Genomic DNA, 21,116 nt, shown 5'->3' with positions numbered 1-21,116 from the left:
TCAGGTCACATTGAATACCCAGATAACCTTGCGCTTCTCCCTTCAGTCATCATTGCTTTCGCGATGCCCGGCGAGAAAGTACAGTTATCAGCGGTTTCCCGTTTCACATCTATTGCCCAAAACTGCACGAATTTGGGCCAAAACTGCACAGATATCAATTTTTGAATACAGCAACAGAAATTGTTGATACCTTACTTTTTGAATATTGTGTTAACTAACTTTTTAAAATGAAATATTTTTACTTATTAATTGCATTAACCAGCATTTTCATTAATGGCTTTTCACAAACCTCCTGTGTTACCATTCGTGGCAATGCAAAAAGTGGAAAATTCAAACAGCTACTGCTCGATACCAAGGGCCCCTACCAGTCCGACACGTCGCAACCTGAAATCGTTGCCGCTGCCTGGACCTGTGCATCGGGCGGTTATAGTACCTGTAATTTCAGGGGGCTGTTCTGGTACGATGTAAGCAGTGTGCCAGCTAATGCAACAGTTGTCAGCGCCAAACTACATCTGTTTGCGAAAACCAATGCGATCAATGGTTATTATGGCTCCCCCACATACGGTTCAGCCAATACCGCACTGTTACAAAAAGTAACGACCAGCTGGACGGTGGCAAACACGGGCTGGCTTAACCAACCTGCCGCTACTACCACCAACCAGAAAACATTACCTCAAAGCACCAGTCAGGCTCAGAATTACGTCGTAGACGTAACCGATTTTGTGCAATCATGGGTAGGCCAGCCCAATACCAATTATGGAATGCTTTTACGTTTGCAAAACGAAAGCTATTACAATAGCATGATCTTTAACTCGGGACAGGCTACAGATTCAACCCTGCAACCCCGGCTCGAAATCTGCTACACGGAACCGGCGCCACCACCAACCTGCAATAATTCCTTGGTTATAAAAGGAAATCCTTTCAGCGGAAAATTTCAACAGGCACTTATGGGAACCTCGCACCCAACCGCATCCGATACCGCACAGCCCGAAATTGTTGCCGCTGCATGGACCTGTTCCGCCGGTGGGTTCCCAACCTGTAACTTCAGAAGCATGTTGCGGTACGATGTTAGCAGCATACCAGCCGATGCAGTGGTGTCCAACGCCAAACTGTACCTGTATGCAAAAACCAATAACATCAATGGCAATCCCGGCAATCCAACCTTTGGTACAGCCAATACCGCCCTGCTGCAAAAAGCAACATCGGCCTGGAACCTGGCAACCGTAAGCTGGAATAACCAACCGGCGGTATCAACAACCGGTCAGAAAACCCTGCCGCAAAGCACCGGCACTGCCCAGAACTATGTAGTAGATGTAACCGATTTTGTACAATCCTGGGTGAACAAACCCGATAGCAATTATGGCATGATGCTGCGTTTGCAGGCCGAGAGCTACTACAATAGCATGGTATTTAACTCGGGGCAGGCTAAAGATTCAAGCCTGCAGCCCCGCCTTGAGATCTGCTACACGGTTCCCGTAACTGGTACAGACAGTTGCCGCGGCAATTTCACCGACTCACTTATTGAAAACAACCCGCTAAAGAAATTATTCGTCGCCCACACCTGGAACTCGGGGAATAAAAAACCGGTACTGATCTGCTGGAACTTTGGGGATGGAAAAGATACCTGTATAAGTTACACTTCATCCAATACAAATTACAGCATCACACATAATTATTCTACCCATGGCAATTATGATATCTGCGTTACAATAAAATATGAAGGAGGTTGCGAAAGTTCATACTGCAGAAAGATCACCATTTTTGGAACACCGTCAACCACACCAGCCTGTACCAACAGCAAATCGTTGATTGTAAGAGGCGACAGAGTCAGCGGCAAATTCAAACAATTGTTCCTCGACAGCAACGCACCGTTTGCATCAGACACCACCCAACCAGAGCTGGGCGCTGCGGCCTGGACCTGCAATGCCGGAGGTTATCCGATCTGTGATTTCAGATCACTGTTCCGTTATGAGTTGAGCAGTTTGCCCACCCATACAAGAATTACAAGCGCTAAACTGCACTTATACGCCAAAACCAACAACATCAATGGAGTATACGGCAGTCCAACATACGGCAGCAATAATACCGGTCTGTTGCAAGAGGTAACGGCACCGTGGACAGTAGGCGGCACCGGCTGGAACAATCAACCGGCAACCACAACCGCACGGCAAAAACAATTAACGCAAAGCTCGTCTACGGCTCAAAACTATGTGGTTGATATAACAGACTTCGTACAAACATGGGTGAAACATCCTGAGCAGAACAATGGTATGTTGCTGCGTTTGCAGTCTGAACAATACTACAACAGCCTTATCTTCAATTCAGGCCAGGCGCCCGATTCGCTGAAGCCCCGCCTCGAGATCTGTTACCAGATCGAAGATGCCGACAGCAACAATGTAGAAGTAAAATTATATCCCAACCCAACAACCGGACCATTGCTGGCATGGGTATATACCAACAGCGCTCAAAAAGGGGCTGCCAGCCTTTATGATCTGCGTGGCAATCTGAAGCAGGTGCTCAAACATTCGATTTCTTATTATGTGGGTGTGAACGTAATAACCTTTAATATTAACCGGGTTAGCGTTCCGGCCGGTCAGTATTATGTGAAAATACAAGTAGGCGGCACCATTAAAACGTTTAAAATAATGGTACTGTAACCGGAATATTCTAAATAAAAAACCGCCCCCGTAACTAAGGGCGGTTTTTTTATTTATACCCAAAACATTTCGTTATCAATTAAACTATTTTCACCTGTTATCCGTGGGTTTTTATAATACTTTCATAAGCACAAAACCCCAAAAACTTATCCAGCCCCTTCCTCTTCTCCGCCGTTAGCTCATAGCTGATGTTCTGCCGGTAATAGGTTTGCAGGTCGTAAATCTCATAAGGATGCTCAGCCACTGCCCGGTCAATGTTTTCAAGCCCGATCTTATTGGCTTCATTAAACGCAGCAATAAAATCTGCCGGCAGAGGTTTGTTGCTCACCCACGCAGCAAATACAAACGGTAAACCGGTAAAATCTATCCAGGCGGCGCCGAGGTCGTACAGGTAGGTACTCACTTTGCGTTGTTCCAGCGCGCGGTCGCCAATGACCACGCCGGCGGTAGTGCCTTTGATAGAAGCGCGGTAATCGGCCTTTGTGTCCACCAGCTTCGGTTCTGTTTTCCAGTATTTGCGCAGCAACACTTTAGCCAGCGCCACCGATGTGCGGCTTTGATAATCGAGTAGTACTTTTTCTACCTTTTCAATAGGAACTTCACTAAAAATGGCCACCGAGGCCACGGCTCCGGTACAACCTATGCAGTAATCGGTAATAATATGGTGCTCTTTCAGGTGCGGGATCACCGCCACGGGAACCAGGCCCACATCAATTGTTCCCTCCATCAGCATCCGCGCAACATTAGCGGGATAATCCTCTACCAATAACAACTCACCTGCCACCGGCGCATGCTGAATTCCAAATATTAAAGGCTTCGTATTGAGATAATTAACAATTCCAACCTTAATCTTATTCAATTGATTTAATTTTGCGGGCACAAAGGTACTCTGACGTGCCTCAATAAACAACAATTGTTCATGGAACTAAACGCACTTACGGCCATTTCACCTGTAGACGGACGCTATCGTCATCAGGTTCAGCACTTAGACGATTATTTTTCAGAGTTCGCCCTCATTAAATACCGGGTACTGGTAGAAGTAGAGTATTTGCGGTTCCTGGCCGATAAAAAATTCTTCGCCCTCAGCGCCGCCCAAAAAAAAGGCCTGCAGGATATCTGTGAGAATTTCACATTAGAGAACGCCCAAAAGATAAAGGACACAGAAAAGATCACCAACCACGACGTAAAGGCCGTAGAATATTTTCTTAAAGAAAAATTAGCCGCCATGGAAGCCGAAAACATCCAGGAATGGGTGCACTTCGGTTTAACTTCCCAGGATATCAATAATACGGCTATCCCGCTTTCCTGGAAACATGCCATCGAAAACGAATACCTGCCTGCCCTGCTTAATTTCAACCGGCAGCTGGAACTGCTGGCTACCGAATGGAAAGAAGTTCCCATGCTGGCCCATACTCACGGTCAACCAGCCAGCCCCACCCGGCTGGGCAAGGAGATCATGGTGTTTGTAGAACGCATCACCAACCAGGTTGAGCAGGTGATCAATGTGCCGGTCACCGCCAAATTCGGCGGCGCTACCGGTAACTTCAATGCCCATGCCGTTGCATTTCCTGAAAAGGACTGGGTGCAGTTCGGGAATGATTTCGTAGAAGGCGTGCTGGGTTTGCAACGCCAGCAGTTCACCACACAGATCGAACACTACGATAACCTCGCCGCGCATTTCGATGCCATGAAACGCATCAACAACATCCTGATCGATCTTTGCCGCGATATGTGGACCTATATTTCCATGGAGTATTTCAAGCAAAAGACCGTGAAGGGTGAAATAGGTTCCAGCGCCATGCCGCATAAAGTAAACCCCATCGATTTTGAAAATGCCGAAGGCAACCTGGGTATCGCCAATGCATTGCTTGAGCACCTCGCCGCCAAATTACCGGTGAGCCGCCTGCAACGCGACCTTACCGATTCAACCGTTCTGCGTAACATCGGCGTTCCGTTCGCTCATATCATTCTCGCATTGAAATCAATAGAAAAAGGCCTTGGCAAACTGGTGCTTAACAGTAACGCCATCAATACCGACCTTGAAAATAACTGGGCGGTAGTGGCTGAAGCCATTCAAACCATCTTGCGCCGCGAAAATTATCCGCAGCCTTACGAAGCGCTGAAAGAACTCACGCGCGGTAAAAACGGCATCAACCAGGAAAGCATGCACGAGTTTATCGACGGACTGAAAGTTTCATCGGCCGTGAAGAAAGAGCTGAAGAAGATAACTCCGCAGAATTATACAGGGGTGAATCCTGAGTTTTAAAAATATCGAATGCTGAATATTGAATGCTGAATGTCGAATGTCGAAGTGAGGGAAATGAGAAATGAGAAATTAAAAATGAAGAATTAGGAAGTTGAATACAATGTCGAAGTAAAAAACGGATTGGCTGTATTAACTTCGACATTCAATATTGAACATTCGATATTCGACATTTGCATTTCCCTTTTGCATTTCATACGATCTTTTTCCACCATATCATTTCACCCTGTTTGGTGAGCGGTATGAATCCGTTCTTCTCGACAACTCTTATTGAAGGAACATTGCTTGCATGTGTTTCTGCGAGTACCAGTCTAATATCCCTGCGGCCAGCGGTCCATTGCAACATGCCATTTACCGCTTCGGTCATATACCCTTTGCTTTGCATGGCCGGCATGGTGCCATACCCGATCTCTACCCTGCCCCCATCAACGGGCGGCCCTTTGAAACCCATCTCCGCCACAATCACCCTGCTTTGTTTGTCAACTACCAGCCAGAATGTATAGAAGAGGTAATCTTCCGGCATGGCTTCATAGATCTTCGGCAGCGTGAACTTTGTAACCATATCCCTTACCTGCGGTGCAACGGTGCGGCCGAACGGCGTTAGCCCCAATTCTTTTTCCAACCCGTCATTCCCTTTCAGGTATAATTCAAGTTGAGCTAATGTAAGTGGAAATAAATGAAGCCGTTCCGTTTCTATTACGTTAGGATTGCGGCTGGTAAAATAACAAAGCGGTTTATTGCCTTCGTGAATATTGGCCTGTTGAATGAAACCGCTTCGAAGCAATACTTTTTGCGAAGCGAGGTTGGCGGTTTCTGTAATGGCAACGATCACCGGCAGCTTCATGATGTCGAAGGCATACTGCCGCCCCGCCCGGGTTGATTCAGTTGCATACCCCCTGCCCCAGTGTTCTTTTAATAAGGCATAGCCCAATTGTATTTCTGTATGGCGGCTGCGATCGGTTGTTTCAACGGGAATAATGGCAAAGGAACCAACAAATGCACCGGATGCTTTTTCGATCATGGCCCAGCGGCCCATCAGCGGGTTTTGCTCATAGAAAGAAAGGTTCCGCTTTAAAAAGATAGTACATTCCTGCCGGCCCTTGGGCTCGCGGATGTACTTCATTACCTCCGGGTCGCCATTCAGGCGGAAAAAATTCTCTTCATCGGCAAGTGTATATTGACGTATAATTAAGCGCACTGTTTCAAAAATAACCATGTCAGATGTTTGTGGTTTGTAGTTTAAGGTTTGTGGTTACAATAAACTGTCCCTGCAAAACCAGGAGCCCCAACGACAAACTACAAACAACAAACCACAAACCTTATACTGCCTCTTTATGTATCTCACTCGTAAAGTGAAACTCGATATCAGGATTGTTTGTTCGCTCGGTATTCAGGAACCATTCGCTTTGGGCCAGGTAAACCAGGTGCCCGTCTTTATCGGTAGCGATGTTATTCGATTTAAAACGGGTGAACTCATCCAGCTTTTTGGGGTCGGCGGCCGTTATCCAGCAGGCCTTGAAATAAGGTAGTGCCCTGAACTCGCACGAAGCGCCGTATTCCTGCAACAGGCGGTACTGAATCACTTCAAACTGCAGGTCGCCTACGCAGCCGATGATCTTTTTATTGCCGCCAAACTGGGTGAACAACTGGGCCACCCCTTCATCGGTCAACTGTAAAAGTCCCTTCTCCAATTGTTTGGTTTTCATCGGGTCTTTGTTGATCACCTCTTTAAATATTTCAGGAGAGAACGACGGAATGCCGGTAAAGAAGAAATTCTCGCCCTCCGTTAATGTATCACCGATCTTGAAGTTTCCGGTATCGAACAAACCAACCACATCGCCGGCATATGCTTCTTCAATTACATCCTTATCGCGGGCCATGAAGGTATATGGGTTGCTGAAACGCACATCTTTATCGAGGCGCACGTGGTGGAAGTATTTGTTCCGCTCGAACTTACCGCTGCACACCCGCAAAAAGGCAATGCGGTCGCGGTGTTTGGGATCGAGGTTGGCGTGGATCTTGAAAATGAAACCGGAGAACTTGTCTTCCGTTGGCGGCACATCCCGAACCGAAGTGGCGCGCGGGCGGGGCACCGGTGCAATGCGAATGAAGGTATCGAGCATTTCCTTTACCCCGAAGTTATTGATGGCGCTGCCAAAGAAAACGGGCGCCACCTTACCCGACAGGTAGTCGTTCACGGGCAGTTCGCCATAAACGCCTTCGATCAGCTCGGCATCTTCACGTAAAATAGAGGCGTCTTTGTCGCCTACTTTTTCGTCGAGCAGGGGCAGGCTGAGGTCAGAGATCTGCACCACATCATCATCGGCCGCCTTGGTATTGGCGGTGAACAGCAACAGGTTTTTATCGTGCAGGTTGTAAACGCCCTTAAAGTCTTTACCGCTGTTGATAGGCCAGGTCATCGGGTGCAGGGAGATCTTCAGTTCATTTTCGATCTCTTCCAGCAGGTCGAACCGGTTCTTGCCATCGCGGTCCATTTTGTTGATGAACACGATCACCGGGGTATCGCGCATACGGCAAACCTCCATCAGGCGGCGGGTTTGGTCCTCGACCCCGTTCACGCTGTCAACCACCAGAATAACGCTGTCCACGGCCGTAAGGGTGCGGTAAGTATCTTCCGCAAAGTCCTTGTGACCAGGGGTATCGAGCAGGTTAATTAAAATATTTTTATATTCAAAGCTCATCACCGACGTAGCTACCGAGATACCACGCTGGCGCTCAATTTCCATAAAGTCACTGGTAGCGTGTTTTTTGATCTTGTTGCTTTTTACCGCGCCGGCCGTTTGAATGGCGCCACCGAACAGCAGGAACTTCTCGGTAAGGGTGGTTTTACCGGCATCGGGGTGCGAGATAATGGCAAAAGTGCGTCGTTTATGAATTTCGTTGTTGTATTTCATTGTTTTATATCGAGTTGTGCCTTCCTGGCAATAGCCATTTAGCCGCGCAAAGGTAACGCTAAAACGCCAATGTGATAATGTGATAATTTGCTAATGTGATAATGGAATACAATTTTGAGAATGCATACGCGTGGGCCTGATGATAATAGGAACTGCCCGCAATGAAAGAATTATCGAATTATCACATTATCGTATCATCACGACTTGTCCCGACTTCAGCCGGGATTAGAATTCAAACTTCAGCACCGATTCATCGGCCAGCATCTGGTGAATAAACGCATCATGGGCTTTCTTTGACCCCTGCGCCTCCCAGGTGGTTGATGCAGTTTGACGATCGCGGCATTGCGGCCCCCTGATAAATTTCAACCGGTGCTGTTTCATCAGGGTTTCGTATTGTTCAAATACCCTGTCATGGTACGCACAGGTAATCTTATAGGTGTGAGAACTGTTTAACCGCTCCATCAAGGCTTCAATAATGGTAAACGCCTGTAGTATACCTACCAGAATAACACAACCTATAAGGGATGCGTACTGGTGACCCGCGCCCACCCCCATACCCAGCGCGGCCGTTACCCAAATGGTAGCCGCCGTGGTAACACCGTTAATTCCGGTACCGCCCATAAAGATCACCCCTGCGCCCACAAAACCGATACCGGCAACAATACCGCCGGCGATCCGGTCGGGCGAACTTTCCCTGCCAATTTCCATGGAAAATATAGTGAACAGGGTTGACCCCAGACAGATCAGCATCAGGGTTCTCAATCCGGCCGATTTATTGTGGTATTCCCTTTCGGCGCCGATGATGCCGCCTATTATAACGGCGCTTAGCAATTTGGATATAATATCTACTGTATCCATTTTGGTTGTTGGTTTTTACTTCTTATGTATCTTGGCAGTATGTTTACCATAGAAAACACACAGATCAAAGCAGTTATCAATGCCAAAGGCGCCGAATTGACCAGCCTGGTACATAAAGAAAATCAACTCGATTACATGTGGCATGGCGATCCCGCAGTGTGGGGCAAACATTCGCCGGTATTGTTCCCGATAGTAGGAACATTAAAAAATAATACCTACATCCACAACGGCCAGTTGTACCAGTTGCCGCGGCATGGATTTGCCCGCGACAAACAGTTTGCAGTGGAAGAACATAGCGCCGATACCATTACTTTCCTGCTTCGCAGCGATGCCGATACGCTTGCTGTTTTTCCCTTTACTTTTGAGTTCCGCCTCCGGTACACGTTGTTCGAAAACTCGCTGGCAGTTGCCTGTGAGGTAGTGAATACCGGCAGGGAAATGATGTACTTTTCCGTAGGTGCCCACCCCGCTTTTAAATTACCGCTGGCACCCGGCACCGGGTATACCGACTATTATTTACAGTTCAACCAAACCGAAACAACGCCGCGCTGGCCTATTTCTGCTGATGGACTGATTGAACAATCGCCCATTCCCCTGCTTGAAAATACCAACCGGCTGAACCTGAGCAAAGACCTGTTTCAGAAAGATGCGCTCGTATTGAAAAGCATGGCCTCTACCATCGTCACCCTGGGTTCAAACAAAACACCGCACGGTTTCCGGTTCGACTATCCCGGATTTCCGTTCCTCGGCATCTGGGCCGCCAAAAACGCCGATTTTGTATGTATAGAACCCTGGTGCGGCATTGCCGACAGCGTAAACACAAATCAACAATTGAGTGAGAAAGAAGGGATCAACAAGCTGGAACCGGAAGAGTCGTTTACGCGCACCTGGACAGTGACATTGTATTAGATGACAATTTGCAAAGCAAACCGGGCAATATTTTCAGCCGCCCGGTGCAAACCTTATATAAAAAACCGGAGCAGGCAGCTGTGAGAAATCCCGCCTGCTCCGGTTTACTTTTTCAAATCTCTTATTGCCTCAGGATCCCTTCCTTCAACGAATACAAAATGGCCAGCACGTCCTTACGGGTATCTTCATCTATTCCATGTTCTGTCAGCACTTTCAAAATGTCATCTATCGTAGCCATATATTCCGCCTCATTGATATTCATTCCACGATGAGTTGTCGGCATATCCCTTCCCGTATAAACCGCAGGCCCGCCGCTTCCTGCATCAAAAAAATCAACAACATGTTTTTTGATCTGGATTAGCTGATCGGGTTTGTCTTTGTAGGGAAGAAACCGCGCCTTAATAACCGGATTGCTCATATGGGCTTCAACTATTTCGTCAACCAGATCGTGGATCCCTTTTGTTCCACCAAGGCGTTCATACAGGGATTGTTGCTCAACATCTGCTGGTTTCATGATTATGTGTTTTAAGACGGTGAAGAATAAACTTTTGCCACGTTCAAACAATTATCATGGGGATGGGAGGAAAGAAATGCATTATAAAATTAACTTATTTGAACAGAACATCGATCGAACATTTTGAAATGTGCCAAACAAATAATACTTGCCCCTCTTCAGCCGGCATTACCATTTAACACACAGGCTTTTGGCGTATCAGCGGCTTCATATTATATTTACTCCATGCGCCGCGTATTGGAAATACTGGGCAGTAGCCTCAACTTAACATGGCAGGAATTCAAAAGCCATAAAATTCGCACCTTGCTCTCATTGACCGGGGTGGCCTTTGGCATTTTTTGTATCATCAGCGTGCTGGCAACGGTAGACAGTCTCGAATACCAGGTACAAAAAGACATCAAGGCCCTTGGCACCAATACCGTTTACATCGATAAATGGGTATATGCCGGCGGTCCCGACTATCCCTGGTGGCGTTATGTAAAACGCCCCGCCCCTACCTACGAGGAAATGCAACTGATTAAACAGAAAGTGCCGGCAGCCACCAATGTAGCCTTCAATATCAGCAATAACAGCTATGTGGGCTTCGACGACGACGTCATCAACAACGTCAATTATTACGGCATAACTGAAGAATTTGTAAAAATTCAACCGATAGATATTGAACTGGGCCGTTACCTGCAGCCGGCCGATTACGACTTTTCGGCCAACGTGGTGGTAATGGGTTATGCCATTGCCGAAACCCTGTTTGGCAAAGCGGAAAAAGCACTGGGCAAAACCATCATCCTGAAATCGGGCAAACGCGCCCAGGTGGTGGGATTGATCAAAAAACAGGGCAAAAGCATTGTGAACGGCTGGGAATACGATAACTGCATCCTGATGCCCCTGGGTTTTATGCGGGAAATGTTCCGTGAAAAGAACGCCAACCCCATCATCATGGTGCAGGGCGGCGAATCGGTGGCCATGGAACAGCTGCGCGATGAACTTACCGGCGCCATGCGTTCCATACGCAAACTGAAACCTACAGAGGAAGACGATTTTGCACTGAACGATATCGACGCCTTCAGCAGTTTCGCCAGCGAAATTTTTGGCGGCATCAACAAAGGCGGCTGGGCCATTGCCATTCTTTCACTCGTGGTGGGCATGTTTGGCGTGGCCAATATCATGTTCGTAACCGTTCGCGAACGCACTTCGCAAATAGGGCTGAAAAAAGCCATCGGCGCCAAACGCTCCGTCATTCTTACCGAATTCCTGCTCGAAAGCGCTTTCCTTTGTATTATGGGCGGATTGATGGGTCTTTCGATCGTGTTCCTGCTCACCCTGGCCTCCAAAGCCATTTTTGGGTTTGCGGTATTCATAGCTCCCAACATACTGATACTCGCCATTTCCATTTGTATCATCGTCGGCGTACTGGCGGGTATTATACCTGCATCGATTGCAGCTAAAATGGATCCGGTAGTAGCTATCAGAAGCAAATAATAACCAGAAAAAACTTCAGCCTGTATTGAACTTTATAGAGCTATAGGTATCAGTTTGTTGTTTGTTGTTTGTGGTTTGTGGTTTATGGTTTGTGGTTCTTTATGCGAACAGTCGCTGTTATCCGGAACCTCCCGGCCATTCCTGAAATTAAGTGATCTGAAAAATTATAAACACTTCTCAAAGCGCGGCAGCAACCACAAACAACAAACCATAAACCAAAAACTGTTCAATAGGAGTACGCAACACCAATAATTCTTTACAGTAACTATATTTGTGGTGTGAGTATTACCATCTTAGCAATCGAGTCTTCCTGCGACGAAACATCCGCCGCTGTCATCCGCGACGGGGACATTCTTTCGAATTTTATAGCCAACCAAACCGTACATGAACAATACGGCGGCGTGGTGCCCGAACTGGCTTCCCGTGCGCATATGCAAAACATTGTACCGGTAGTGCATGCCGCCCTGCAAAAAGCGGCCGTGCAGGCAGGCGAATATGTGAACGATGCATCTGTGAACACCATGCTGCAATCGGTAAATGCGGTGGCTTTTACCCAGGCGCCCGGTCTTATTGGTTCCCTGCTGGTAGGCGCCCAGTTTGCGAAATCGCTGGCGCTGGCGCTCAATGTGCCGCTGATTGGCGTACATCACATGCAGGCACACGTGCTAGCCAACCTCATTGAAGATCCCCGGCCCGAATTCCCGTTCCTTTGCCTTACCGTAAGCGGGGGCCATACCCAGATCGTTTTGTGCGAATCGCCGCTCTCGCTGAAAGTGATTGGCGAAACCATGGACGATGCCGCAGGAGAAGCTTTTGATAAATCGGCCAAACTGCTCGGACTGCCGTACCCCGGCGGACCGCTTATTGACAAATACGCCAAAACCGGCGACCCCAACCGGTTCAAATTCCCTGAACCGCAGATGCCGGCACTGAACTTCAGTTTTAGCGGACTGAAAACCGCCATCCTTTATTTTCTGCAGGAGCATACGGCTGCCAATCCAAAATTTGTAGAAGAGAACCTGGCCGATATCTGCGCCTCCATTCAACACCGCATCGTAAGTATTTTGCTGAATAAAGTAAAGGCCGCAGCCCGCACTACCGGTATCGATCAGATCTGTATCGCCGGCGGCGTATCGGCCAACAGCGGATTGCGCCAGGCCTTTACCGAAATGGGCCAAAAGTATAAATGGCAAACGTTCATCCCCGCCTTTCAATATTGTACCGACAATGCCGCGATGATCGCCATCACCGCTTATTATAAGTTCCTTGAAAATGATTTTGCAGATCTGGGCACCGGGCCGACTGCGAGGGCGGAATTTTAATCAGTTTATTGTTTATTGTTCTTTATGCGCAGCAGTAGCTGGCTTCCGGCACATTACTTTTTGCAGCAGTTATTGACGTAGCGAGTTTTGAAATAAAGAAGAATATTCGAATGAAGGAACCATAAACTATAAACCAAAAACCATAAACTGAACGGCAACCCAAAATAGTTAATTTAATCAGGTGGCTAACTCTTATTTCCAATTCAAACAATTCACTATACACCAGGACCAGGTAGCAATGAAAGTATGCACCGATGCGTGTATCCTTGGCGCCTGGTTCTCGGCGAAAATTCCGCAGTACGCCACGGTGCTCGATATCGGCAGCGGAACCGGTTTGCAAATGATGATGCTCGCACAACGCTCCCAGGCCGAGATCCACGGCATTGAAATAGACCTGGCCGCATTCAGGCAGTTAAAGGAAAACGTCAGCCAGAACGAGTGGAAAGAGCGCCTGAGGGCATTTCCCGGCGACGTACGCAGCTTCCATTTCCCCCTGCAGTACGATTTCATTATCACCAATCCGCCCTTCTTCGATAATGACCTGCAAAGCACCGACGACCGCGAACAGGTTGCCAAACACAGCAAACACCTTTCGCTCGAGGAATTGATGGAAGCCATCGCCGCCAACCTGCAGCCGCATGGCGCCTTCGGCATCCTGCTCCCCTTTCACCGCTGGGAGCATTTCAACAAACTGGCCGTACGATCGGGTTTTTCGCTTATCGAAAAACTCGATGTAAAGCAAACCCCCAAACATCCTCCCTTCCGGGCCATCCTGCATTACGCCCGGAACCACGACGAATTCGCCCCTTCCTTTGAACTAATCATAAAAAACGAAAACAACGGCTACACCCCCGAATTTGTGGAATTGTTAAGGGATTATTACTTGTACCTCTGAGATGTACTTTGTACATTTCGCCGCAGAATCCTTAAACTATGAACGAGCGCCGCAACTCCTATGTAAAGATCTTTCCCCTGGTATTCTCGCCGGCCTGCTAACGGCATGAAGAATGCGTATGGTGTTTATGGTTACCGGTCACCCTCCAGTTTATTCGATAATGGAATGACCATGTGGTACCTGGCAGGATTTACCCTGGTACAATATGTGATCTTATTACCTGTGTTCCACCTCCATACCATGAAAACGGTACAGTCAGCATACCGTGAGCCCGAAGAAACGCCGGAACTGGCGGCAGGTTAAAACAGCTATTCCCGTACGGACATAAGTAAGTAATCCTAATATTTATAATAAGTCAATAAAAATAACTACCTTTTAATCACTGTAAATCAGTATGATAAATAAGACAGTAATATATATTCGTGTATTATTAACTAAAAATCGAATATTTGTTCATCCGTATCCGTTGAATTACGGTGATATACGCTGGTACAGGAAACCAAACCTTGTCTGATCAATGGATTCCCGCGTTAAAAACCGAAACTTACATGAAAAGCAAACAGAGTTCTGGCATTTCCCTGCTGTCGTTCGTATTGCTACTTCTTGCCATTGCGTGCAACAAAGCCGATCATACAGACAGTGAGAGTGAAGATATAACTAAAGGAGAAGAAGTTATTAATGCGACTCCTTTAACAGGAACCAACCCCACCTGTATGTATGCCCCCAATTACGGGGACACCATCCTTTTTACAAAACCTACTACGGGCGGCGATTTTTTCGTTAACCCCGTAAACAATAGCGGCGTACAGGGTACGTATTTAAGCTGGCCCGATGGGCTTATGCTGAACCGCACAACAGGCGTCATCAACCTTTCACAAAGCGAAACCGGTGTACGGTACAAGGTGGCTTTCGTTAAAAAAGGCACTACCGATACCTGTACAAGTCAGCTGGTCGTTGGCGGTATGACCTACCTCGACCATATCTATGCGCTCGACCAGAACGACACCCTCGCCAAACCCGTCTTCAATGCCGATCCTTTCGGTCCGTCGATTTGCGATGCCAGCGACGATACCGACTATCCCGATAATAACAGCAGCGGCAATAACAGGTGCCAGTTCGATAATGCGGCCCCGGGCTCAAAGGCCAATGATCAAAAACTGCGGGTACGTACAACCAGCGGTATCATCAACCTGAAGAAATCAATGGCCGATGGTATGTTTGGTCCTAATTTGAGGAACGGCGATTTTAAAATGATCCCCATTTTGTACAAACTGAACGATGCCAGTAATAATGCCACGCAAACAATAACCGTACAGGTTATGTACTTCGATAAAGTGTCGAGCATACCGCAAAACCTGCAACTGGAGGTGGCCAGTAAAAACTTCAGCATGTTCAACTACCAGATAGTGAACGGCAAGCCACGTCCGCCATTGCTGATCATTGCCGGTTTGTCGAGATAACTTTTCCCACCCCCTCCGTAGAGGGGGTAATATATTTTACTGACTCTTATACCTTATTCCTTTAACCATTTATCCTCCCTGCTCATGGTTAAATTAATGAGGCTTACTATCGATTGCATTTTATGGAAAGGCTGGCTGCCGCTGGCCGCCTGGCTGTTTTGCTCCTACAATACCGGTGAAAGCGTAAGACCCGCCACCATCCGCGACCTGTATCATAAAGCAAACAGGTTGTTCCGTTTGCCCAACCCCACCGACGCAACCGACAGTGTTGCCCTTGCCACCTTTGAACAGGTGATCGACCTGGCTGCAAAACACGGCAATGTGCCCGATACCCTGTTGTTCTTTACTCATGTGAACAAAGGCATTTTGCTCGAAGTGCAGGCCAGCTATGCGCAGGCCATTGAAGCCTACCTGCAGGCCCACCGCATAAAACAACGCAACAGGAACTGGAGCGATTCGCTGTTGTACGACGTAAGCGAGCATACCGGTACAACCTATTATCATCTCAATAATTTCGATTCGGCCAGTTATTTTTTGCTGCAGGCCGAAATGCTGGCGCAACGTTTTCCCGGAGTGCCCGAAAAGGAAAGATTGTATAACGACCTCGGCGTTCTATACTATGAGAACGGAAATTATTTACAAAGCCGCAACTATTTCACCCATGCGCTCGAGATCATCAATAAGAACCCCGAAAGAGATGCAAGCTGGGTAGTGAATATCGAAAACAATATTGCCGCATCCTGTTACAAACTGGGTTTGTATCAGCAGGCCATCGCTATATACCAGACGCTCTGTTCGCAAAAGGTTTTTACCAGCCAGATCTTCCTGAACATGGGGCTTGCCTACAAGGCCATGGGCAATTACCAACAGGCGCTGCACTGGTTTCACCGGGTAAACGCCACTACCCTGCCCCGGGTGTACAACGAGCTGGCGCATACGCACCTGTTGCGGAACAATACCGATTCGGCCCAGCATTTTCTGAACCGGTTCGAACCGGCGGTGCTGGCAGGTACAACAAAAACCAACAGCATTTACTACGGCATGCACCATTTGTACGAAGGCGAAGTACTGCTGAAAAGAGAACGATATGATGCCGCGCTGCGCGAAATACAACAAGCCATTATCATTTTCAGCGGGCATTACAACAATCCCGATCCGTTAACGAACCCTGTAAGTTTTACCGGTACATTCACTTCCTTTCGCCTCTTCGATGCCCTGTATAAAAAAGCTACCCTGTTTGAAACGCTTTATTCGGTACAGAAAAAAGAAATACACCTGCAAACAGCGCTGGCAACCTATAACAGCGCCATCGCCCTCTTACGCTATATTGAAAAAAGCTACGACACCGACGACGCCAAATTGTTCCTGAAAAACAATAACCAGCAGGTACACCAGCAGGCGGTGCAGCTATGTTTACAGTTACACGATTTGCATCCCCGTGCAGGTTACGCGCAGCAGGCCTTTGTACTGGCCGAACGCAACAAGGCCTCGGTAATGTTTGGCGGCCTTGCCGAGAAAAGCTTTCGCAAACTGCCGGGCATCGATCCTGCGCTTATACAACAGGAGAGAAATATAAAATATAATATCGCCCGTATCAGCATCCGCGGCGATCAAACAACCGACAGCGCCAGGCTGGCTGCGCTGGCCGGCGAAAAAGCGACCTTTGAAATTCAACTGGCGCAGGTACAACATGCCATAGAGCAAAACAGCGTGTACTATCAGCATAAGTACAACGATGCGTATCCCCGGCCCGATTCCATACAACAATACCTCAATGCACAGCAGGCGGTCATTAGTTTTTATGCCACCGGCAATGCGCTGCAGGTTTTTGTAATTACAAAGAACGATTTCAAACAAACCCGCATCGATTCATTTCCCGTTTTGAAGCAGGCCATAACACAATGGCTAACCGCTTTACAAAATACGGAAAGCGGGCGCCGCTTCAAAGGCGGGCCCTGGGGCGAACAAATTTACCGGCACCTGATAAAACCTGTTCAGGCGCTGGCCGGTAATAAGTTCGAATGGACCATCATTCCCGATAACATCCTGTACTATCTGCCATTTGAATCGTTGCCGGCCGCAGACGGGCCCAATGCCAGGCTATTGCTTGAAACAAATGAGATCAGTTACCAGTTCGGCGCACGTTTTTTTGTAACGCAGGCTGCGCGCACACAAGCGCCGCCCGCCGTGTTTTCTACCCTGGCCATGGCGCCCTTTTCGCAAAGCGGCATGCAATACCCGCATCCGCATTATGATTACATGCAACAACTGCCGGCATCGGCAAAGGAAATTGCCGGTTTAGCCGGAAAGTCGTTTACGGGTGAAGAGGCAACCAAAGAAGCCTTCCTGCAACACCTGCAGCAATACCCCGTTGTGCACCTGGCCACGCATGCCATAGCCGATACGGGCAATAGCGCCGCCTCGTTCATTACCTTCTACCCCGCCACACAACAACCGGCGCAGGATGCCCTGTACCTCGAGGAGTTGTATGGACTGAATATGGAAAATACCCGGCTGATGATCATCAGCGCCTGTGAAACAGGAAATGGTCATTTGGTGAATAGTGAAGGCGTGTTAAGTATTTCGCGGGGATTTGCCTATGCCGGCTGCGCCAGTGTGGTGAATAGCTTATGGAAGGCCGATGATGAAGCCACAGCCGCTATCTTACATCGATTTCATATTTACTTACAAAAGGGATATACAAAATCCAAAGCGCTGCGACAGGCAAAACTCGATTACCTGCACAGCGATGCGGTGAACAGGTCGCCTGATTATTGGGCGCATTTACTCCTGACCGGCGATACCCAGCCGCTGGTAAAAACACCCGCTTCATACTGGTATTTGCCGGTTATAGGCGTAATGATGACAGCCCTGGCGGTAATGTTGATGATACTGCGAAAAAGAAGAAAAAAGTCGACGTAGTTAACACAAGTATACGGATTAAATATTGCTCTGATGTGTGTACTCCGGACTAGCATATTCTGCGTTATCCTTTGATCAAACGTCGACTTTTATAAGTTGTATCCCATACTATATATAGGGATGAATTATCTGGATTGATCTAATTACAATTATTGGTCAGTTTGTGGTTTATGGTTTGTGGTTTATGGTTCATTCATTCCGAATTCTTAACAAACTGTAACCTCGCCATAAGTAATGTGCCGGAAACTAATGCCTGTTGCACATAAAGAACTATAAACCATAAACGATAACCTAAAAATGGTAACCGGGCGACTTTGAGGCCTGCCCGATTACCAACAGAAAACTAAATCATTAATTCAAATCAGGTCCCGTTTTCCAGGGGTGTAATAGAAAAGTTAGGGTTTAGCGGGCAAAACAAGTTAAAAAAAATGCATTTGACCACATGACTGAATCAGAAAGCATACGATGCCTGTGTGGGAGCAACGCATGCATGGAACTACATTAGAAAACTATAAAGGTATGTGACTTAATCCACCAGGTGGCGGATACTGAACGCCACAAAGGATAATAAAAAAAATTCGTGAAGAAGAGACCATCCAGGTTTCTCTGTCTCCCGGGCAGTGCCGGGATCAGGTTTCCGATATCATGATCTGGTCCTCACGAATGCGAGGCTAATATCCGTGAAGATGGAACCACACAGGTTTCTCTGTCTTCCGGTCAGGCCGGAATCAGGTTTCCATATTATTGATTCAGATCCTCACGAATGTGTAGGGATATTCGTGAAGACGGAACCACACAGGTTTCTCTGTCTCCCGGTCAGTGCCGGGATCAGGTTTCCGATATTATTGATTCGGATCTTCACGAATGTTATAAATGTTCGTGAAGACGGAATCACACAGGTTTCTCTGTCTCCCAGGCAGTGCCGGGATCAGGTTTCCGATATTATTGATTCGGATCTTCACGAACGTAGAAAGATGTTCGTGAAGACGGAACCACACAGGTTTCTCTGTCTCCCAGGCAGTGCCGGGATCAGGTTTCCGATATTATTGATTCGGATCTTCACGAACGTAGAAAGATGTTCGTGAAGACGGAACCACACAGGTTTCTCTGTCTCCCGGTCAGTGCCGGGATCAGGTTTCCGATATTATTGATTCGGATCCTCACGAACGTGAAAGGGAATTATTTAAAAGAGCTGGTTCTATTAATTAGTAAAAGCTGTTGAAAAGAACGTAACCGCGAATCGTAACTTTTTTTAAAAATTATTTCAAATTAACGGCTCGCCTTGAATTTCAATATCTTCAGATCGAGATCACCGATCTTTCCGGCTTGCGTATGATACTTATGGCCTTTATCGGCCCGGATCTGTTGAAATAATTTCACGGCCTGTTGGGTATTGTTACCGCCCAGTTCGCTCAGCGCCAGGTAATACTGCGCTTCATCGTGATACAGGTCATCGCCCGCCTGCTTATTGTTTTGCAGCACCTGCTCGAACAACATACCTGCTTCTGCATATTGTTTCAATTGCAGATTGGCCATGCCGGAAAGGAATAAGGCTTTATTATCTTTTAAGGAAAGTTGGTCAATGGTGGCAATAACAGCGTTCCAGTTCTGAAGACGGTACGCTTTTTCTGTTTCGGTAATGGTTGCCTGACCTCTGTCAGTTTGTAGTGTGTACCCTATGAACGCCTGTTCATAGACGCGTGTTGCGTTAACGGTAAAAAATTTATACGCTCCTGCACCTACCATCAGCAACAACACGGCAGCTGCTACGCGCAACGCCCTGCTCATGCGAAAAATACGTGCAGGTCTTCTGTTAGATGCCTGTAATACCTCAACGGGTTGTATGTTCCTGAAGTTTTCCCTTACCGACGCTACCTGGTCGTAAATTGCCGAATATTCAACGGCATCAACGGCCAGTTGCAAAAACTGCCATTGTTTACGTGTTTCCGGATCGCTGTTGATCAGCGCTTCCATCTCCCGCATTTCCCTTTCTTCGAGGGTTCGGTCGAGGTAATTAATGAGTAAATGTTCGTTGCGGTCTTCCATAAAAAACTAATCAGACTGTTTATTTACCAGCTTTGCGATAACGGGATTTTGCTTTACCAGTTCCGTCAGCGACTGCAGGCATTTGTATTTTTTGTTGCGCACCACCTGTTCATTTTCGTAGGGCAAATGATGGGTGATGTCTTTCATTGACAGATTCTCATAATAAAACAGGGTAAGCAGTTTTTTACAGGGCTCCCCCAGTTTGCTCAATACTTCAACAAACTGTTGTTTTACTTCCCGGTCGGCAATGTATTCGCTCACATCCATTTCAGTAAGGTCGCGGCTCGTTTCGAATGCTTTTTCGCGAACTTCGCTCCGTTGTCTTTTCTTCAATTCATTCAGCCACAGGTTTCGGGCAATGGCTGCCAAAAAAGTTTTCACGCTGGCTTCACCTCTGAACTTGTCCTTTTTAACCAGGTCAATAAAAGTGATTACCGTTTCCTGAAATATATCCTCGGCATCTGGCGGCGTACCGCTGTTGGCCAGGATATAAGACTGGATGGTAGAAGAATACTGCTCGTAAATGTAAAAAATGGCGTTATTCATCTGATCACCTCTTCCGATCGCAGCAATTAATTCCGCATCGGAGTACATATTGCCCTTTATCATGCTCGGTATTAATAGTAAACGCCGGTGTTCATTTCGTAACCGGCGAACTCACTTTTTAATGAAAATTAGAAACGCTTGGCAAAGTTTGCCGCAAAATTAACGCACGGGCAGTTATATTATGGTTAGAATTTGTAGAATAACCCAGCAAATTGACAATTGTCAACAAAAACCGGCCAATTGATAGTAAGAAATACTTAGGAATACCCAAATACATGAATACAGTTTTAAGTTTTAAGTTCTAAGTGTCGTATAGCATAACATAGGATACAC

At 47.2% G+C, this 21,116-nt stretch carries 16 protein-coding genes; 9 read left to right on the top strand and 7 right to left on the bottom strand.

Annotation, left to right across the window (positions count from 1 at the left end):
• The first annotated feature begins 227 nt into the window (after positions 1-227).
• A complete protein-coding gene (locus A4R26_RS18830) occupies positions 228-2,657 on the top strand; it encodes a DNRLRE domain-containing protein (RefSeq protein WP_081166390.1) in 2,430 nt (809 codons plus the stop codon).
• Between the two features lie 97 nt (positions 2,658-2,754).
• On the opposite strand, the gene A4R26_RS18825 is transcribed toward A4R26_RS18830, so the two are convergent.
• A complete protein-coding gene (locus tag A4R26_RS18825) occupies positions 2,755-3,516 on the bottom strand; it encodes a menaquinone biosynthetic enzyme MqnA/MqnD family protein (RefSeq protein WP_242674952.1) in 762 nt (253 codons plus the stop codon).
• Positions 3,517-3,576: 60 nt separating this feature from the next.
• Between A4R26_RS18825 and purB the strand changes: the two genes are divergently transcribed.
• On the top strand, positions 3,577-4,923 hold the full coding sequence (gene purB, locus A4R26_RS18820) for an adenylosuccinate lyase (RefSeq protein ID WP_081166385.1): 1,347 nt from the start codon (positions 3,577-3,579) through the stop codon (positions 4,921-4,923).
• A 190-nt stretch (positions 4,924-5,113) separates the two neighbouring features.
• On the opposite strand, the gene A4R26_RS18815 is transcribed toward purB, so the two are convergent.
• From A4R26_RS18815 to A4R26_RS18805, 3 genes are all read right to left on the bottom strand, one after another.
• Positions 5,114-6,136 carry a GNAT family N-acetyltransferase gene (locus tag A4R26_RS18815; RefSeq protein WP_081166381.1) on the bottom strand — a complete coding sequence of 341 codons (1,023 nt, stop codon included), beginning with the start codon at positions 6,134-6,136 and terminating at the stop codon, positions 5,114-5,116.
• A gap of 103 nt (positions 6,137-6,239) precedes the next feature.
• Positions 6,240-7,835 (bottom strand): peptide chain release factor 3, encoded by a 1,596-nt coding sequence (locus A4R26_RS18810; RefSeq protein WP_081166378.1) that lies wholly within the window; start codon positions 7,833-7,835, stop codon positions 6,240-6,242.
• Positions 7,836-8,060: 225 nt separating this feature from the next.
• A complete protein-coding gene (locus tag A4R26_RS18805; protein ID WP_081166375.1) occupies positions 8,061-8,693 on the bottom strand; it encodes an MgtC/SapB family protein in 633 nt (210 codons plus the stop codon).
• A 39-nt stretch (positions 8,694-8,732) separates the two neighbouring features.
• On the opposite strand from A4R26_RS18805, the gene A4R26_RS18800 reads away from it, so the two are divergent.
• Positions 8,733-9,602, top strand: a complete 870-nt coding sequence (locus tag A4R26_RS18800) for an aldose 1-epimerase family protein (RefSeq protein ID WP_081166653.1) — start codon at positions 8,733-8,735, stop codon at positions 9,600-9,602.
• A 121-nt stretch (positions 9,603-9,723) separates the two neighbouring features.
• On the opposite strand, the gene A4R26_RS18795 is transcribed toward A4R26_RS18800, so the two are convergent.
• Entirely contained in the window at positions 9,724-10,116 is a 393-nt protein-coding gene (locus A4R26_RS18795; protein ID WP_081166372.1) for a group I truncated hemoglobin, read from the bottom strand.
• A 225-nt stretch (positions 10,117-10,341) separates the two neighbouring features.
• Between A4R26_RS18795 and A4R26_RS18790 the strand changes: the two genes are divergently transcribed.
• The 6 genes from A4R26_RS18790 to A4R26_RS18765 all read left to right on the top strand — a co-directional run bounded on the left by A4R26_RS18790 (position 10,342) and on the right by A4R26_RS18765 (position 18,191).
• Positions 10,342-11,592 (top strand): ABC transporter permease, encoded by a 1,251-nt coding sequence (locus A4R26_RS18790; protein WP_081166650.1) that lies wholly within the window; start codon positions 10,342-10,344, stop codon positions 11,590-11,592.
• A 278-nt stretch (positions 11,593-11,870) separates the two neighbouring features.
• Positions 11,871-12,914 carry a tRNA (adenosine(37)-N6)-threonylcarbamoyltransferase complex transferase subunit TsaD gene (gene tsaD / locus A4R26_RS18785; RefSeq protein WP_207625786.1) on the top strand — a complete coding sequence of 348 codons (1,044 nt, stop codon included), beginning with the start codon at positions 11,871-11,873 and terminating at the stop codon, positions 12,912-12,914.
• Positions 12,915-13,095: 181 nt separating this feature from the next.
• Positions 13,096-13,809, top strand: coding sequence for a tRNA1(Val) (adenine(37)-N6)-methyltransferase (locus A4R26_RS18780; protein WP_133054726.1), 714 nt, complete (start codon positions 13,096-13,098; stop codon positions 13,807-13,809).
• A 105-nt stretch (positions 13,810-13,914) separates the two neighbouring features.
• A complete protein-coding gene (locus tag A4R26_RS18775) occupies positions 13,915-14,112 on the top strand; it encodes a hypothetical protein (protein ID WP_081166366.1) in 198 nt (65 codons plus the stop codon).
• A 245-nt stretch (positions 14,113-14,357) separates the two neighbouring features.
• Positions 14,358-15,269: a hypothetical protein gene (locus A4R26_RS18770; protein WP_081166363.1), complete on the top strand. Its 912-nt coding sequence runs from the start codon at positions 14,358-14,360 to the stop codon at positions 15,267-15,269.
• 84 nt (positions 15,270-15,353) lie between these two features.
• Positions 15,354-18,191 (top strand): CHAT domain-containing tetratricopeptide repeat protein, encoded by a 2,838-nt coding sequence (locus A4R26_RS18765; protein WP_081166360.1) that lies wholly within the window; start codon positions 15,354-15,356, stop codon positions 18,189-18,191.
• A 1,269-nt stretch (positions 18,192-19,460) separates the two neighbouring features.
• On the opposite strand, the gene A4R26_RS18760 is transcribed toward A4R26_RS18765, so the two are convergent.
• On the bottom strand, positions 19,461-20,237 hold the full coding sequence (locus A4R26_RS18760; RefSeq protein WP_081166357.1) for a tetratricopeptide repeat protein: 777 nt from the start codon (positions 20,235-20,237) through the stop codon (positions 19,461-19,463).
• Positions 20,238-20,243: 6 nt separating this feature from the next.
• The gene (locus A4R26_RS18755) at positions 20,244-20,846 is read right to left on the bottom strand and encodes an RNA polymerase sigma factor (protein WP_081166354.1); all 603 of its coding nucleotides are present in this window, start codon (positions 20,844-20,846) and stop codon (positions 20,244-20,246) included.
• Positions 20,847-21,116: the final 270 nt, after the last annotated feature.

It is taken from the genome of Niastella populi (assembly GCF_002078015.1).
GTDB lineage: Bacteria > Bacteroidota > Bacteroidia > Chitinophagales > Chitinophagaceae > Niastella > Niastella populi.
The sequence above is the reverse complement of the archived record's forward strand: the minus strand, read 5'-3'. Positions and strand labels throughout refer to the sequence as shown.